The organism is Acinetobacter sp. AS5 (assembly GCF_048957595.1).
GTDB lineage: Bacteria > Pseudomonadota > Gammaproteobacteria > Pseudomonadales > Moraxellaceae > Acinetobacter.
The window spans coordinates 1-16,605 of the sequence record NZ_JARDAL010000062.1; the positions used below are offsets into that span (position 1 = coordinate 1).

The 16,605-nt window shown below is 45.2% G+C and carries 13 protein-coding genes and 1 pseudogene; 7 read left to right on the forward strand and 7 right to left on the reverse strand.

Features of this window, described 5'->3' with window-relative positions; all coding sequences use genetic code 11:
• Positions 1-136: 136 nt before the first annotated feature.
• The 5 genes from truA to asd all read right to left on the reverse strand — a co-directional run bounded on the left by truA (position 137) and on the right by asd (position 6,246).
• Complete coding sequence (truA, locus tag PV763_RS15555) at positions 137-934, reverse strand: tRNA pseudouridine(38-40) synthase TruA (RefSeq protein WP_004278489.1); 798 nt, start codon at positions 932-934, stop codon at positions 137-139.
• Between the two features lie 15 nt (positions 935-949).
• Complete coding sequence (locus PV763_RS15560) at positions 950-1,918, reverse strand: asparaginase domain-containing protein (protein ID WP_004647388.1); 969 nt, start codon at positions 1,916-1,918, stop codon at positions 950-952.
• Positions 1,919-1,965: 47 nt separating this feature from the next.
• Positions 1,966-3,354 (reverse strand): fimbrial protein FimV, encoded by a 1,389-nt coding sequence (locus PV763_RS15565; RefSeq protein ID WP_396469411.1) that lies wholly within the window; start codon positions 3,352-3,354, stop codon positions 1,966-1,968.
• 66 nt (positions 3,355-3,420) lie between these two features.
• Positions 3,421-5,007: a hypothetical protein gene (locus tag PV763_RS15570; RefSeq protein ID WP_396469410.1), complete on the reverse strand. Its 1,587-nt coding sequence runs from the start codon at positions 5,005-5,007 to the stop codon at positions 3,421-3,423.
• Positions 5,008-5,127: 120 nt separating this feature from the next.
• Positions 5,128-6,246, reverse strand: a complete 1,119-nt coding sequence (gene asd / locus PV763_RS15575; RefSeq protein WP_004647391.1) for an aspartate-semialdehyde dehydrogenase — start codon at positions 6,244-6,246, stop codon at positions 5,128-5,130.
• A 188-nt stretch (positions 6,247-6,434) separates the two neighbouring features.
• On the opposite strand from asd, the gene PV763_RS15580 reads away from it, so the two are divergent.
• Both PV763_RS15580 and PV763_RS15585 read left to right on the forward strand, forming a co-directional pair.
• Positions 6,435-7,565, forward strand: coding sequence for an endonuclease/exonuclease/phosphatase family protein (locus tag PV763_RS15580; RefSeq protein WP_396469409.1), 1,131 nt, complete (start codon positions 6,435-6,437; stop codon positions 7,563-7,565).
• Positions 7,566-8,046: 481 nt separating this feature from the next.
• Entirely contained in the window at positions 8,047-8,310 is a 264-nt protein-coding gene (locus PV763_RS15585; RefSeq protein ID WP_420938175.1) for a GNAT family N-acetyltransferase, read from the forward strand.
• Positions 8,311-8,355: 45 nt separating this feature from the next.
• Here PV763_RS15585 and PV763_RS15590 read toward each other — a convergent pair whose 3' ends face one another.
• Together PV763_RS15590 and PV763_RS15595 are read right to left on the reverse strand one after the other, a co-directional pair.
• Positions 8,356-9,291: a hypothetical protein gene (locus PV763_RS15590; RefSeq protein ID WP_005261737.1), complete on the reverse strand. Its 936-nt coding sequence runs from the start codon at positions 9,289-9,291 to the stop codon at positions 8,356-8,358.
• Between the two features lie 107 nt (positions 9,292-9,398).
• Complete coding sequence (locus PV763_RS15595) at positions 9,399-11,303, reverse strand: ATP-binding cassette domain-containing protein (protein ID WP_396469408.1); 1,905 nt, start codon at positions 11,301-11,303, stop codon at positions 9,399-9,401.
• Between the two features lie 33 nt (positions 11,304-11,336).
• Between PV763_RS15595 and PV763_RS15600 the strand changes: the two genes are divergently transcribed.
• From PV763_RS15600 to PV763_RS15620, 5 genes and pseudogenes are all read left to right on the forward strand, one after another.
• Positions 11,337-11,582, forward strand: coding sequence for a SlyX family protein (locus PV763_RS15600; RefSeq protein WP_004278477.1), 246 nt, complete (start codon positions 11,337-11,339; stop codon positions 11,580-11,582).
• Positions 11,583-11,949: 367 nt separating this feature from the next.
• Positions 11,950-12,954: a hypothetical protein gene (locus tag PV763_RS15605; protein WP_396469407.1), complete on the forward strand. Its 1,005-nt coding sequence runs from the start codon at positions 11,950-11,952 to the stop codon at positions 12,952-12,954.
• Positions 12,955-13,024: 70 nt separating this feature from the next.
• The gene (locus tag PV763_RS15610) at positions 13,025-13,474 is read left to right on the forward strand and encodes a hypothetical protein (RefSeq protein ID WP_004278475.1); all 450 of its coding nucleotides are present in this window, start codon (positions 13,025-13,027) and stop codon (positions 13,472-13,474) included.
• 30 nt (positions 13,475-13,504) lie between these two features.
• Positions 13,505-16,147 carry a type I DNA topoisomerase gene (gene topA / locus PV763_RS15615; RefSeq protein WP_004278474.1) on the forward strand — a complete coding sequence of 881 codons (2,643 nt, stop codon included), beginning with the start codon at positions 13,505-13,507 and terminating at the stop codon, positions 16,145-16,147.
• 93 nt (positions 16,148-16,240) lie between these two features.
• Positions 16,241-16,537 (forward strand): annotated as a pseudogene (locus tag PV763_RS15620) (NYN domain-containing protein); the annotation flags it as partial.
• Positions 16,538-16,605 lie beyond the last annotated feature (68 nt).

Below are 16,605 nucleotides of genomic sequence, written 5' to 3' on the forward strand. Positions count from 1 at the left end.
AAAGTGTTTGTTTGCACTCATATTTTAACGATTTGGACTCAGGTTTTTTATTTAAATCAAACTATGGGACAGCAGTGGGAATTCCCCTCCTTTTAGGAGGGGTTAGGGGAGGTAAATATTCTAAAAAATTTAAAAACTATTCCGGCATATTCAGCCAGTGCGGACCTAAGGGTAATTCAGGTAATTCAAACTGCGCCGGATAATCAGCATGAATAAAATACAAACCATCTGCTGGCGCAGTCACACCAGCAGCTTTACGGTCTTCTGCCGCGAAAATATTATCAATATGATCGGCAGCATACATGCCCTGACCAATTTCCAATAAACATCCCATGATATTGCGCACCATATGGTGCAGAAAGCCATCGGCCTGAATATCCAGTACCAGATACTGACCATGCTGAATCAAGCGGCAATGGCTGACATGACGAACGGGCTGATTGGACTGACAGGCTGCGGCGCGGAAGCTTTCAAAGTTATGCGTGCCTTCAAACTTTTTCGCGGCGTATATCATCTGTTCAACATCAAGCGGTGCATAGACATGGGTGACCTGTTTATGCAGCAATGCCGGGCGCACAGGGTGGTTATAGACCACATATCGGTAGCGGCGCGCCTGTGCCTTAAAACGGGCATGGAAGCTGTGATCCATTTCTTTGATCCACTGAATCGAGATGTCTTTAGGGAGTTGGCTATTGCAGCCCATTAGCCAGCCACGTTCAGAACGCACGGCATCCGTATCAAAATGCGCCACCATATTGGTCGCATGTACCCCGGCATCCGTGCGGCCGGCACCATGCAGGCTAATCGGTTGATCGGCAACTTTGCTCAGGACCTTTTCAATGGTTTCCTGTACGCTTGCAACTCCCGGCTGTTGAGTCTGCCATCCCCGATAATGCATCCCACAAAACTCAATTCCCACCGCAAAACGCTGCATAATGACCTCAAAACCTTATTGATCGTACCAATGACGATGCCATTGCTCTACAGTGTCGTATTGTAAATACATTTTCAGGGCTTTTGCATACAGATCCGCATGTCCATAACTTTCATTCAGCAAAATTTTGCAGTGATTCACCCATTCGGCAATGGCATAGCGCTGATCCGTCGCACCAAAAGGCACTTGGGTGGTTAAGACGCAAATACAGCCCTGCTCATAGAGTTGATCAATGAGCGCAATCATGGCGTCATTGACCGCCAGGTTGCCAGTGCCAAAACCTTGCAGAAATAAAAAATGCGGTGGTCGAGCCAAGAGGTTGTTCAGGTTATTCAGCTGCTGGGTCAGATCAACCGGCTGCATCATGATGCTCATACAGTTGAATTTAGCCGCTTTCACAATATCTTTAGCTTCGATCTGATAACACGCTTGACTGGTTTGGATTGCGATATTGGCTTCAAGACCTGCAAAGGCATTTAACTCGGTAGTATGCTGTTTCAGTGCAGTTTGCGCATGTAGCAGCTGATGATGGAATGCCAGATAGACTCCAGCGCTACATTCGCTGATGGAATCTAGTGCAAATTTCAGGTTATCCAGGGCATCACTAAATTCACGCTGTTCATTGCCTTGAGCATTCAGCAACGGATATTGGCTACCGGTCAGCACCACATGCGCCGAGTTTCCAATAAAATGTGCCAGTACTGCACTGGCATAACTCAGCGTATCTGTACCGTGAATAATCACAAAATGCTGGATTTGCCGCGATTGCAATTGCTGAATAAACTGTACCAGTTGCAACCAGTCGGTTGCTGTGCAGGCACTACTGTCCTTAATGGCGGGTGCATGGTGGCATTCTACAAAATACTGCTCTGCAAGTATCTGTTCGAGCTTTGGAATAAATAAATCAGCAGGCATCGGTGCGAGAGGATCCCCCACGCAGCCGAATGTGCCGCCCATATAAATTAATGCAATATTTTTTATCATAAAAAAAGCAGCCAATTATTGACTGCTTTAGTGTAAATCGAAATGCATCAAGATGCGATTTGATTCAGTAATTGCTCGGCGCGTTGTTGTTGCTCAGGAGTATATTCAGCTTCTCGCTCCGCAATGACTTCACGGGCAGCGGCATAGGCACCGAGTTGAATATATTGCTGCGCAAGATCCAGGTCGAGACCTGCTTCATTAACATCCAGTAATTCCGGGAAAGATTGCACCAGCGGATCATGCTGATCTATCGTTGCCTGAGCTGGTGTAGCAGGAAGATCGAAACTCATCGCTGTCGCAGCAGGCGCTTCTGGCGTGGTTTCTAAATGATCTAATTTGAAATCCATGCCTGATAGATTGGTTTGTGACGCTGGTTCTGCCACAGGTGCTGCAGCTGTCAAGCTAGACAGGTCAAACTCAGTCGCTGGCACTGCAGTTTTCTCAGCTGCTGGTACTGGCGTGTCAAGCGAGAAAGAAAAATCTAGAGGTTTGATTTCTTCAGTGGCAGCAGCTGTTTGTGGATGGTTACTTTCTAACTTGAGATCAAAGTCAGCAATTTCATTGCCGCTTATTTTCTTTTCAAAATTTGGCTCTAGAGTGTCACGAGCTGCAGAGGGTGAAACTTCAGTTGTAGTGGTCTCTACTTTAAAAGAATCGAAGTCAAATTGAATTTCATTACTGTTTTTAGCTGGTGTTTCAGTCGGTTCAGCCTGAGGAATACTAGGTGCGGTATTAAAATCTAAACTCTTATTCTCGACAGGCTCAGTCTTCGTTGTGACTGGTGCAGCAGGTGCAGAACTAGGCGTAAAGTTAAACTCAAGAGGTGATGGTTCTTCTTTCGCTGGAGCGATTTCCTGTTGTAATTGCTCGAATGCCAATTCCGTTTTAGTATCCGCAGGCAGCGTAGCTTGATTTAAGGCATCAAAGGCGGTGTTATTGGATACGGGCGTGGCAGGTGTAGCAGTCTGAGTCGATTCTGTAGCTTTTGTTTTTTCGTAAGCCGTTCTCTTTTCTTCAGCTGGGCTGAGTACATCGTCAATGTTGAGTGCACGAATATGATTAATGAGTTGCGTAATCGCAAAATCATCTTTCTGCAAGATATGAATATCTAACAGCAACAGATAAAGTTCGTGTTGGGAATTGTCACGATTCAGCGCCTGATTAATCTGCGCTTCGGCGGCAAAAAAATTACGTTCCTGAATTAGGCCTTCAATTTTCTTGCGTGTTTCTGCCGATAATGGTGTTGCTGATTTTTTTGTGACCCCGACTGGCTCCACTACTTTGGTTCTTTGTGGAGCAGCTTTTGAAGCAGAGCCAGGTTTTTTCGCTTTTACCGTTTTAGTTTTTGCTTTATCTGATTCTTGAGCATCTTGTCGTTTTTTAAAGACAATTAATACGATGATCAATATCACTAATGGAATCACATAAATCAGCATGTTTTACCCCTTGGGGATAGAGTAGTTTAAGTTCGCCTATCCCAATAAATCGTCATGTGTAACTTTTTAATTAATTGGCTTCTTATCTGCTTGTTGGGCTTTGAGCTGTTGTTGTAGCTGGGCCAGACGCGCATTTAATAACTGAATTCTGTGATCCTTCTGATTGAGTGCCAATTCTAATTCAGTTACGTTTCTCTGTAATTTAACGGTTTTTTCTCGGGCTGTCATAACTTTTAATGACAATTCCTTTGATGTTTGATTGCGTTCTGTGTTCTGGTTTGCAGAAACTTGCCCGGAATCGCGCTGGTTCTCAGCCACTAGGCTCATTTCTGCCTGATTCAGGCGGTATTTAGTCTTGCCAGTAGGCTTAGACGGTAGCTCGGTTTGCTTTGCCGCAGTGACTTTAATAGGCGCAGGTGTAGGATGAGTCGTATTTAAGTTCAATGCAGCACCTTTACGTAGACGATTGGCATTTCCTCCAATAAAAGCATGCTCATTGTCTTTTTTAATTTGTTGCATGACTTCATTGACCGGGCGCTGCTGCTGTTGAGCAATTCGTGAGGCAATTCCCCACAGTGACTCATTGGATTGAACTACATAAGTAGGTTGAGTCTGATTCGGAGTTGCTTTGACTGGTGAAGCTTTTGTAGTAACTGGAGCTGGAGTTTTCACCGGATTAGTTGATCCAGTTGATTTTCTGGCTTGTTCCTCAGCAAATTTTTTCACCAATGGATCACTGGAAGCAGTTTGATGATCAGAATGGGACTCTACAGCTTTCTGCATATTTGCTTTATTTGGTGCTGATGCACTTTGATTTGCTGGTATCGTACTGGTTGGTTTGTTTGTAGTCGAGGCTGCTGCAGGAGCCGGCGATGCAAGAGTTGCTTGTGAGGTCCTTACTGAATCTGAAAGCGCCGCTGCAGTTTTAACTGGGGCTTGAGTATCGGGTGGAGTTACAGCCTCGCTTTTCAATACAGGCGCAATCGCTTGAGCCTGAATCGCTGGACTTGATGTCATTACAGCTGGTGCAAATGCAGTTTTAGGAATGGAAGTGTTCGATAATGCAGGTGGTGCTGTGCGTTGCAAAGCCAACGGCTTTTCTAAAACCGGTGGCTTATTTAAGGCTGTGGAAGCTGCTGTACTGTAATGGCTACTTACGGGTAAGTTGAGTGCAATATCTTTTTCACTGACGACGACAACTGGTGCAAGCGGGCGTTCATTCTGTTTGAGGCTGGCTTTTAATAAATCGGTTTTAGCTTGTAAGGGCGTACGGATATGTTGCAGACGTGCAGCACTGCCTTCCTTGATTTTGACAATAATATTCAGCTCGCGCTCTGTCATGGGTCGAGAAGAGGTAATGGTAATAACCCCAGTGCCATTATTGCTGCGCCGAGTAAAAAAGTTCAAATGACCGGGTGGCTGATGCGATGCACCCATCGAGATTAAATCTTCAGGTGAAGCCAGACTGACTTCAATCGGCAAATTGATATCAGACTGCCGAAAAGTCATTTCTGCGTAAAGTAACTCCCCAGGGGCAGACTGAATCTGAACCGGATCTACATTAATCGCATAAATGTTTTGTGAAGCGACAATGGCTAAAATGGCAAGCTTTAATTTGTTATATACAGTCATCTTAATCGTGAGCTCAGTCATTATCGCATAGCGAAAATTATAGATTAACGGGATGTTTGTTTTTTGTAAAATACTTACGCAATAGTTACATAAAAAAGCCGATCAATAAAGATCGGCTTTTGGCTTTATATCCACAGGATATTAGGCATTTTTATAATCAATCAAAATACGTAGCATACGGCGTAACGGCTCAGCGGCACCCCAAAGCAACTGGTCACCTACAGTGAACGCACCCAGATATTCTTTACCCATATTCAGCTTGCGCAGACGGCCGACTGGAACGCTTAAAGTACCTGTTACAGCAACAGGCGTCAGATCAGTCATGGATGCTTCACGAGTATTTGGAACCACTTTAGACCAGTCATTGGCACGTGCAATGATGTCTTCGATTTCATCCAAAGGTACATCTTTTTTCAATTTCAGGGTTAATGCCTGAGAGTGACAACGCATGGCACCAATACGCACGCAGTGACCATCAATTGGCACGATCTGCTGGTTGCCCAGAATCTTGTTGGTTTCAACCTGACCTTTCCATTCTTCTTTCGACTGGCCGCTTTCCAGTTGCTTGTCGATATAAGGAATGAGTGAACCAGCCAAAGGAACGCCAAAGTTTGCAGACGGGAAGCCTTCACCACGTTGTAATTCAGCAATTCTAGAGTCGATATCCAGAATTGGAGAACGCGGATCATCTAGCAACTCTTTGGTATTGTTATATAAATAACCCATACCATTGATCAGTTCACGCATGTTTTGCGCGCCTGCACCTGAAGCGGCCTGATAGGTCATTGACGTTGCCCATTCCACCAGATTGTTCTGGAACAGACCGCCCAAGCCCATCAGCATCAAGGAAACTGTACAGTTACCACCGACAAAAGTCTTGGTGCCTTTAACCAAACCATCTTTGATCACATGCATGTTGACCGGATCAAGTACGATGATGGCTTCATCATCCATACGTAAGGTTGATGCTGCATCAATCCAGTAACCGTTCCAGCCTTCAGCTTTCAATTTCGGGAAAACTTCAGAGGTATAGTCGCCACCTTGACAGGTAATAATGACATCCATTTGCTTCAGACTGTTAATGTCTGATGCATCCATAAGTGCTGGGGCGGTCTTACCGCCAAATGCCGGCGCTTCACCGCCTGCATTACTGGTAGAGAAATAGAATGGCTCAAAATGAGCAAAATCATTCTCTTCAACCATACGTTGCATAAGGACGGAACCGACCATCCCGCGCCAACCGACCAGACCTACTTTCATGTCACTTTGCCTCGGTGCGTTAAAAAATCAAAAGGGATTCGAGTGTACCAAAAAGGGACCCAACTGCAAGAGCTACACAATCAAAACATCAATATTCTTGAGAGAAATATCTGCTTTATGATACATACAAAATTGATAACGTCATTTTTCTTTTAGAAAAAATAATAACTTAATTAAGAGCGCAGTTTATGATATGGGTTATCCAAATTCTGGCAATCATTGTCATTTGGTTAAGTTTCTGGTCACTGATACCACGCGATGAATGGTGGATTCGGGGTGCGGATTTTCCACGATTACAAATTCTGGTATTGGGCTTTATCGCCTTTATTCTTTTTCTCCTGGTTGATCATCCCTGGAACTGGTTGAATCAGCTGCTTTTTATCGGTCTGATGGCAGCTTTGGCCTATCAGTTGAAAATGGTATTGCCCTATACCTTTATCTGGAAAAAACAGGTCAAGCAGGTCAAGCATGATCAGCTGGATCCGCAACGTCAGATTTCCCTGGTCGTTTCCAATGTACTTACTACCAATACCAAATATCATTTACTGATCGAGCAGATCCAGATTCATCAGCCAGATCTGGTTTTGACTCTGGAAACCGATCAAAACTGGCAAAATGCACTCTCGGTGATTGAAGCTGATTATCCTTATCGCGTGCCTGTGCCTTTGGATAATCTGTATGGCATGCATCTTTATAGCAAGCTTGAACTCAGTGAAACCGAGGTTAAATTTATTCTGAGTGATGAAATTCCCTCAATTCATACCACGGTGATCTTACGCTCAGGACAACCGGTACAGCTCTACTGTCTGCATCCCAAACCGCCCAGCCCGACCGAGGCCAAAGATTCCACCTTACGTGATGCTGAACTGCTGATTGTTGGTGATCAGATTAAAGATCTGGATGAAAGCTGCATCGTGATGGGTGATCTGAATGACGTGGCCTGGTCACGTACCACACGCCTGTTTCAACGCATTAGTGGGCTGCTGGATCCGCGGGTAGGGCGTCATTATGTGAATACTTTTCACGCAGATTATCCTTTTTTTCGCTGGTCGCTTGATCACGTCTTTCACAGTACCGATTTTGCCTTGGTACACATGGAGCGTTTACCGCATGTGGGTTCTGACCATTTTCCGGTCTTTCTGGTTTTGCAAACCGGTCGGATATTCGAGCATATTCAGGAAGAATTAGAACAAACTGATGAAGATGAGCAGGAAGCACAAAAAGCTATTGAAGAAGGTATTCAGAAAGCAGAGAAAGAGGAAAAAATAGTCACTGATGAAGTTGCTCTGACATATAAAGAAGGGGGCAAAATCTCTTAGCTTTTTAGAAGAAAAGTGTACGATATTGCTTACAACAGTTTCCGCTTCTTGCGAATGGGCAGAGGTTGGGAATCTGGGTATTCTAGGTTTATCAGCACAGGGAGTCGAGAAAGGATATTCTCATAAGGAAGACGAAGCTGAATGAAGACATCATGGATATGATGCTGAAAGGGAAATCAAAAAAAAGCAGAACGAATTATAATATGTGAAAGCACAACCTCATTAACCCGAGTTTTACAGGATGTAGAGCTCGGGTTAAATTATTTCCAATGCTTATTTTTCTAATTTGTTGATAATTAAAATTATTTATTTAAGGCTATATTTTGAGAGTGCAGAAAGGAAATTGTCATTGTCAGTAATGATTCGGTCAATCAATCGGAAGTACTTCAGCTCTATCGTATGAATCTAATGGTCTGCCGCTGAGAAACCACAACTTTTACTCCAAGCGTTACAACACTCGCATCGTCTGGTCACTGCACGGATAAATGGCCGGCTAGTTGGACTGGCAAATGCGATTTCAGATAATTATCTGGTGGTGTATTTCCCGCATTTTTTGGTTGATCCCAAGTTGCAACGACAGGGCATTGGTCGTCTGATCATGCAAAACATGCTGCAATATTATTCAGGATTTCATCAGCAGATTTTAGTGGCCGATCAGCAGGCGACAGGTTTTTATCAAGCCTTAGGCTTCACGTGTGCGGGAAAAACGGAAGCCATGTGGATTTATCAGGGAACGGATCATTAAAATGATTTTAAGCTAGAGCCCTTCAAATCCCGTGATCAAATAGATTTAGTAAATTGATTTATAGCCTTCAGGACGAGTCTTAAAACGGCGGTGGAACCACATATATTGGGTCGGTGCGATGCGCAACTGCTGCTCAATCACCCGGTTCACGCGAGTGGCATCTTCAACTTCATTCTCACTAGGGAAGTTTTCCAGTGCCGGTTCAATGAGCACATGGTAGCGCGGATTGTTAATATCGCCATGACGGTAGAAATATAAAGGAATTGCAGCCGCTTTGGTCATTTTCAGTAAACGGCGATGTGCGGTTACAGTCGCCGCAGGCACGCCAAAAAAAGGTGCCATCACGCCTTGTTTTAAACCATAATCCTGATCCGGACTGTACCAGATCGCATGGCCATTTTTCAGGTTACGTACCAGACCGCGCATATCATCATGGTCAATCTGATTGGCATAAATTGTGGCGCGACAACGGTAAATCAGCATGTCCAAAAGTGGATTATTCTGCGGACGATAGACCACATCCGGTTCAAAATATTGTGCGCAAAGATAACCACCCGCATCGAGCAAAGTTGAATGCGTGCCTAATAACAGCATGCCTTGGCCTGCGGCTTGTGCCTTCTGAATATGTTCCAAGCCTTCAATACTGACGCGGCCCTGAAACCATTTCGGACTGTACCAGGCATTCAGCGTCTCAAACACCCCCAGCATTTGATCGATAAATACCTGACGGGCATTGTCCTGTACCTGCTTTTCAGACCATTCGGGAAAGCAGACTTCCAGATTACGCAGCGTGGTTTCACGGCGTGATTTCAAGTATTTAAAAGAAAGGTGGCCCAGCAGGGACGCCAGACGATGCTGAATGGCCCAAGGTAAGATCGCCAGAATCATCAGGAAAATAATGCCCAGCCATTTGCCCCAGTATTGAGGTAACAGGAATGACCATTGAAATTCACCGGGTTGATATGCAGGCTGAGTACTCATAAAACAATATAGGGCCAAAAGATTAAGTGCAGTCTAACAGAGAAGATTATTGAAATAAAAAAGCATCTGTACGAATACAGATGCTTTAGTAAAAGCTCGGGGAATATTTAGCCGTTACTTAGGTTGTCCAGTTCTTCCCAACGCTCTAATTTTTCCAGTAACAGCTCATCAATTTCGGATAAGCGTTTAGACAGTTTCAGTGCTTTATCGGAATCAGTCACAAATAAGGAGCCATCAGCCAGTTGTGCATTGATCTCGACCTGCTCTTTTTCTAGCGCTTCCATCTCAGCTGGAAGTTGCTCGAGTGCACGTTGGTCTTTATAACTGAGTTTAACTTTTTTGGCAGCGGCCGGCGCAGTCTCGGCTTCTGCTTTGGCCATGGCTTTTTTCACGGCACTTTTTTGGTCAACCACGGTTTGATCCGGACGCTGTTCAAGATAATCCTGATAACCGCCGACATATTCGTCGATATTGCCCTTACCATCAAAGACCCAAGTTGATGTCACCACGTTGTCCATAAAGGCACGGTCATGCGAGATCAACAGCAGGGTGCCTTTGTAGCCACCCAGCATTTCTTCCAGTAACTCTAAGGTCACCATGTCCAGGTCATTGGTTGGCTCATCCATCACAATCAGGTTCGATGGTTTCAGCAACAGTTTCGCCAATAAGATACGATTGCGTTCACCACCAGACAAAGCTTTGACTGGTGTACGTGCACGCTCAGGCGAGAACAGGAAATCTTGTAAATAGCTATAGATATGACGACGGTTGCCATTCACATCCACGTGGTCAGAACCTTCTGACACGTTATCTTTGACTGATTTTTCTAGATCCAGTGCATTACGGAGCTGGTCAAAATAGGCCACTTCTAACTGCGTACCGGTTTTCACTGTACCGCCATGTTCTAGCTCGCCCAGAATGGCTTTAATGAGTGTGGTTTTACCGACACCGTTATCACCGACCAGACCGATACGATCGCCACGGAGTACAAGTGCAGAGAAGTTGTTAATGATCGGTGGATTGTCACCGAATTTCACACTGAGGTTCTCAATTTCAAACACCAGTTTGCCTGAACGGTTGGCATCCTGAGTCGCCATTGCCACTTTACCTTGTTGCGAACGACGTGCTCTAGATTCTTCACGCAATGCTTTCAGGGCACGGACACGACCTTCGTTACGGGTACGACGGGCTTTAATGCCCTGACGGATCCAGACTTCTTCTTCAGCCAGCTTTTTATCGAAGAGCGCATTTTGCTTTTCTTCAGCTTCCATCTGCTGGGCTTTCAGATCTAGATAACGTGAATAGTTACCTTCATAACTACGCAGTTGACCACGATCCAGCTCGACAATACGGGTGGCGATGCTATCGACAAAGGCACGGTCATGCGAAATGAACAGCAGGGTCAAATTGTTTTGATCGAGCAGGAATTTTTCCAGCCACTCGATACTTTCAACGTCTAAATGGTTGGTCGGCTCGTCGAGTAACAGTACATCAGGTTGGGTAAGCAAGGCACGCGCCAGTAAGACACGACGCTTACGACCACCGGACAAGTCGGCAAGATCTGCATCCGGGTCCAGGCCCATTTTGCTTAAAATCGAATTGACCTTGGTTTCCAGCGCCCAGCCATCCAGCTGATCCATTTTGTGTTGCAGGTTGCCCATACGATCACAGGCGTCCATGTCACCGAGTACACAGGCTTCACTAGCAGCATGATAAGCACGCAGAACTTCTGACGCTTCACCAGCGCCATCTGCCACGATATCAGCCACTTTGCCTGAATCCATCGGTACATCTTGCGCCAGCATGGAAATGGTAATACCGTTTTGTAATGAAACTTCGCCGTTGTCAGGCAGTAAACTTCCTTCAATCAGCTTAAGTAAGGTAGACTTACCCTCACCATTACGGCCAATCAAACACACTCGTTCGCCGCGTTCCAAGTTAAAATTCGCGCCGTCGAGCAGGGCGGGTCCACCAAACGCAAGTTGGACATCCCTAAGGGTAATATAGGCCATAATGTTTCCTGAAATCCCCAATGAGGACTTTAAATGACTAAACAACAAAATCTAAATGATCAGGCGTCATTTTCCGCACCCATTGAAGATTTGCAAGTGCGAATTGCATTTTTAGACGATTTAGTTGAACAGTTGAATGATCAGGTGGCCAAACAAACCCTGGAAATTGCTGATCTGAAAAAGCAAATGACGCTGTTATATCAACGTGTTGAGTCTTCAGATTTGTCTGAAGGCATTGCAGAATTTGATCCGGTTGCGGACCGCCCACCGCATTATTAATTTGCAAGCAATGATTTAATCAACAACAACCCTTAGCTGATCTAAGGGTTTTTTATTGAAAAATAAAAATGAGCCACTCTATAAGATGGCAAAAGAGAAATATTTTTGTTTTGAATGGGCTTTTAAATTGCATTAAATCCGCATATAAAAGTAATCAAGCGTAGCGCGATGATCAAGTGCCAAAGAAATTTTCCTGTTGAAAACAAACATTCGCGCTTGCAAACAGATTTTTTGCATGCATTTCATAAAATGCAGTTTGGACCTCTGCCGAAACAGGCCTGCACCCATTCAGCCGTAAAATTATTTGACCTTTCACTCACTTCCTACTCTAATACGGGCTCTCAGGTACATTCCGGAATTGCGTCCCATGCACCCAAAAGTTGTTCTCCTCGACCTCGAAAATAATTTCCCTACAGCCAAGTTAATGCGTGAGATTGTGGCGCATTATTCGACTTTATATCTGTTTAGCTGTGCCGGAAAATTTGAATTCTCCTTAGAGGATTTAACCGAGCTTGCCGGCTGGATCAGCAGTGGTCAGGTGGTGGTACTGGACACGCCTGAATCGCCACAAAAAGAATATGAATATGCGGTCATTGTCGGTCAGCTTATGGCGCTACTGGAGCCGGAAACCGAGGTTGAATTGATCTCGGCGATGGACAGCTGCGAGATGTTGCAGCAGATGCTGCAAGCTTCTGATATTCCGTGTCACCTGATTCAGATTCAGCCTGATGAGCCAAACATTCTAACCGATCAACCTAAAAACCATCTTCCGAGTCTGGAAGCCATCAAGAACAAACCTACCTTGCAACTGGTGAAAAAATACTGTGATGCTTTAGGGAAAATGAGTGGCAAACCGAATACGGTGGAAACCCTAAAAAACTCAGTGGCGAATATTCTGAAAGTGATGCCGGTAAAAGCTCAGCATGTGGTCGGCATGTTGATTAACCTGAAAATCGTCAAACGCTATGATGAGCAAATCAGCTTCCGCAAAAAAGTCCTGAAACAATGGCTGCAGCTCAATCTGGATGAACAAAGCCCGGTTGAAAATCCAAAACTGGATCAGGTCATTTCCCAACTGAAGGCAGATGAAGCTCCAGTTGCATCTGAAATACTCAAGTCACCAATCCAGTCGGCACAGCAAGACCTGTTCAAGAACTTTGGCCGGATCGATCCGGTACAACTGGAAGTGGCGCGTAAACTGCGTGAATTGCAGGGTGATAAACCCAAAGACATTTATGAGCTGCGTGATTTACTGGAACAGTTATTTCCAAAATCGGACATTCGCTTGCTGCTGAAAGAGCTGATCGAGAAAGGTTATATTTACTGGAATGGTCACGAAATTTTATATAGTCATGAAATGTTCCTGAATTAATTTTATCGTGCAAACTTGCGTTTTATATTGTGCTTATGCAACTCTAATAATAGAACATAAAGGTTGAACTATGGAAAACACTGGAATCTGGGTGACGGTGGTCATCATCATTTTCGTCATAGGGTCGATTTTCGGGTTACGTGTAAGTCCCCGAGAAAAAGCCTTGGGGCTGATGCGTGATAAAGCCCGTAAAATGGGTTTGCATCCACGTCTGGTGGTGGCACCGGACTGGACCAAAATCCCGAAGGCGACTGAAAGTCGTGCCAGTATGGTCGCATACTACAGTGTGCTGATGCCAGATGCACGTTTGCCCTTGATGCGCGCCCGTGTTGTCGATAATAAACTCGAAATCGTGCAGGGTGATGAGAAATTTAAAGATTTTCCCATTGCATTAAAAGGCATTTATGCTATTGATATGCAGGCCAACTGTGTCGGCGTGTATTGGGATGAAGAAGCTGATTTAAGAGCGACCCAACTCGACGACATCAAAGCGCTGTTACACGCTTTGGCTGAACTTTAATTTAGAAATAAACAGGATTAACGGTTAATTATGGCGAACGCTCCTCGGTCCACATCAAAAAGCAGCACAGCGAAGTCTCCCGACGCTGGAAGCAAGCGTGCCCTAGTGATTGTGGAGTCGCCTGCAAAAGCGAAAACAATCAATAAGTACCTTGGTCCGAACTACATCGTAAAATCATCAGTGGGTCATGTGCGTGACTTGCCGACAGGCGGTTCTGCAAAATCGACAGAGAAAAAACCGGCGACACGTACCAAACTGACGGATGCAGAAAAAGCTGAAAAATCACAGAATGCGTTGATTAACCGCATGGGTGTCGATCCGGAACATGACTGGAAAGCCAAATACGAAGTCCTTCCTGGCAAAGAACATGTGGTTGCCGAACTGAAAAAACTGGCATCGCAAGTCGATGAAGTCTATCTGGCAACGGATATGGACAGGGAAGGAGAGGCGATTGCCTGGCATTTAAAAGAAGTCATCGGTGGTGATGATTCGCGTTATCAGCGTGTGGTCTTCAACGAAATTACCAAAAACGCGATTCAGGATGCCTTTAAGCATCCGTCACGTCTGGATACCAATAAAGTCAATGCACAGCAGGCACGCCGTTTCCTGGATCGTGTCGTGGGCTTTATGATTTCGCCATTGCTTTGGGAAAAGATTGCCCGTGGTCTGTCGGCCGGTCGTGTACAGTCGGTTGCAGTGAAGCTGGTGGTCGAGCGTGAACGTGAAATTCGTGCCTTCATTCCTGAAGAATACTGGCAGGTGTTTGCCGATACCAAATCGAAAAAAGATGATATTCGTCTCGAAGCGGTCAAGCAAAATGGCAAGACGCTCAAGCTGCGCAACAAAGCCGAAACTGATGCCTTATTAAACCTGATCAAAGATGCGGATTATACGGTTTCTGCACGTGAAGATAAGCCAACCAAGGTTAATCCAAGTGCGCCGTATATCACGTCAACGCTACAACAGGCAGCCAGTACCCGTCTCGGTTTTTCTGTGAAGAAAACCATGATGCTGGCGCAGCGTCTGTATGAAGCCGGCTTCATTACCTATATGCGTACCGACTCGACCTTCTTGAGTGATGATGCGGTGAATATGGTGCGTGGTCATATCGAATCCGAGTTTGGCGAGAAGTATTTGCCTGCCAAGCCGAACCGTTATGGCAATAAAGCCGGTGCGCAAGAAGCGCATGAGGCGATTCGTCCATCTATGGTTGGCTTAAAAGGCGACAGTCTGGTGGGTGTTGAGCGTGATGCACAGCGTCTGTATGACCTGATCTGGCGCCAGTTTGTTGCCTGTCAGATGACTCCGGCAGAATACCTGTCTTCTACCATTTTAGTGGATGCTAATGGCGTGGAACTGAAAGCCAAAGGCCGTACCTTGGTCTTTGATGGCTTTACTCGCGTGCGTGGTGCCAATAAAGCCGATGACGATATTTTATTGCCTGCGGTCAAAGTCGGTGAAGTCCTCAAACTTGAGAAACTTGATCCATCTCAACATTTCACCAAGCCACCGGCACGTTTTACCGAAGCCTCACTGGTCAAAGAACTCGAGAAAAAAGGCATTGGCCGTCCATCAACCTATGCTGCGATTATCTCGACCATTCAGGATCGTGGTTATGTGAAACTGGATAACCGTCGTCTCTATGCCGAGAAGATGGGTGAGATCGTTACCGATCGTCTGGATGAAAATTTTAGTAATCTGATGAACTATGCCTTTACCGCAGATCTTGAAGGTCAGCTGGATAAAGTAGCAGATGGTGAGCGTAACTGGAAAGAGTTATTAGACAGCTTCTATGGCGATTTTAAGCAACGTTTGACTACGGCGCAGGGTGAGAACGGTATGCGCCGCAATCAGCCTGTAGAAGTGGATGCAGTACACTGTAAAGAATGTGACCGTCCAATGCAGATTCGTACCGGAACCACAGGCGTATTCTTGGGTTGTTCAGGCTATAACCTACCGCCGAAAGAGCGTTGTAAAGGAACCTTGAACCTGACACCAGTTGAGTCTCTGGCTGCATTATCTGATGATGAGGCTGCGGAAACTGCTGACCTGATGTCGAAGAAGCGTTGTCCGATCTGTGAAACTGCCATGGACAGCTATGTGATTGATGGCGGCCGTAAACTGCATATCTGTGGGAATAACCCGGACTGTAGTGGTTTTGAACTTGAAGAAGGTGAGTTCAAAATTAAAGGCTATGATGGCCCGAGTATCCCATGCGACAAGTGTGATGGTGAAATGCAGCTGAAGACGGGTCGTTTTGGTCCGTATTTTGCCTGTACCAGCTGTGACAATACCCGTAAAGTCTTAAAGAGCGGTCAGCCTGCGCCTCCACGTGTGGATCCGATCAAGATGGAGCATTTACGTTCTGCCAAGCATGACGATTTCTTTGTACTGCGTGACGGTGCAGCCGGTTTATTCCTGGCGGCAAGCAAGTTCCCGAAAGTGCGTGAAACCCGTGCACCGAAAGTGGCCGAGATTCGTTCTGTTGCCGACCAGCTTGATCCAAAGTATCAGTTTATCTTGCAGGCACCTGATGTGGACCCGGAAGGGAATCCAACTCTGGTAAAATTTAGCCGTAAGAACCAGTCACAATATATTGGTTCGGAAACTGCAGAAGGCAAGCAAACCAAATGGTCTCTGGTTTATCAGGACGGAAAATGGGTTGAAGCCTAAACTCTAAGATTCAAAAAAATGCTGACGAAAGTCGGCATTTTTTATGTCAGAATCATGTATATAAAAAATTAAAAATAATATCTTGGGGTGGATGTGGATATTCAGACAAAAAAGTTCGCTGTATTAATCGATGCGGATAATTCTTCTATCAACGCGATTTCATCGGTATTGGAGGAAGTTGCGAAATATGGAATTGCCAGTGTCAAACGTGTGTATGGGGACTGGAGCAGCGAAACTTTAAAGAAATGGCGAGATGTACTCCTTCCTCATGCCATCACTCCGGTACAACAATTCGCTTATACCAAGGGTAAAGATGCGACGGATATGATCCTGATCATTGATGCTATGGATTTACTTTATGCAGGTGCATTAGATGGATTTTGGGTGGTGTTTTAAAAAGTATGCTGACATTAAATGAAGCCATTATTGATGTAAAAGAAGGTTAAGTCGAAGGCTTT

Coding starts and splice junctions, on each gene's coding strand:
- truA (WP_004278489.1), bottom strand. CDS start 934: ATGCAGCGTTTTGCGGTGGGAATTGAGTTTTGTGGGATGCATTATCGG.
- PV763_RS15560 (WP_004647388.1), bottom strand. CDS start 1,918: ATGATAAAAAATATTGCATTAATTTATATGGGCGGCACATTCGGCTGC.
- PV763_RS15565 (WP_396469411.1), bottom strand. CDS start 3,354: ATGCTGATTTATGTGATTCCATTAGTGATATTGATCATCGTATTAATT.
- PV763_RS15570 (WP_396469410.1), bottom strand. CDS start 5,007: ATGACTGAGCTCACGATTAAGATGACTGTATATAACAAATTAAAGCTT.
- asd (WP_004647391.1), bottom strand. CDS start 6,246: ATGAAAGTAGGTCTGGTCGGTTGGCGCGGGATGGTCGGTTCCGTCCTT.
- PV763_RS15580 (WP_396469409.1), top strand. CDS start 6,435: ATGATATGGGTTATCCAAATTCTGGCAATCATTGTCATTTGGTTAAGT.
- PV763_RS15590 (WP_005261737.1), bottom strand. CDS start 9,291: ATGAGTACTCAGCCTGCATATCAACCCGGTGAATTTCAATGGTCATTC.
- PV763_RS15595 (WP_396469408.1), bottom strand. CDS start 11,303: ATGGCCTATATTACCCTTAGGGATGTCCAACTTGCGTTTGGTGGACCC.
- PV763_RS15600 (WP_004278477.1), top strand. CDS start 11,337: ATGACTAAACAACAAAATCTAAATGATCAGGCGTCATTTTCCGCACCC.
- PV763_RS15605 (WP_396469407.1), top strand. CDS start 11,950: ATGCACCCAAAAGTTGTTCTCCTCGACCTCGAAAATAATTTCCCTACA.
- PV763_RS15610 (WP_004278475.1), top strand. CDS start 13,025: ATGGAAAACACTGGAATCTGGGTGACGGTGGTCATCATCATTTTCGTC.
- topA (WP_004278474.1), top strand. CDS start 13,505: ATGGCGAACGCTCCTCGGTCCACATCAAAAAGCAGCACAGCGAAGTCT.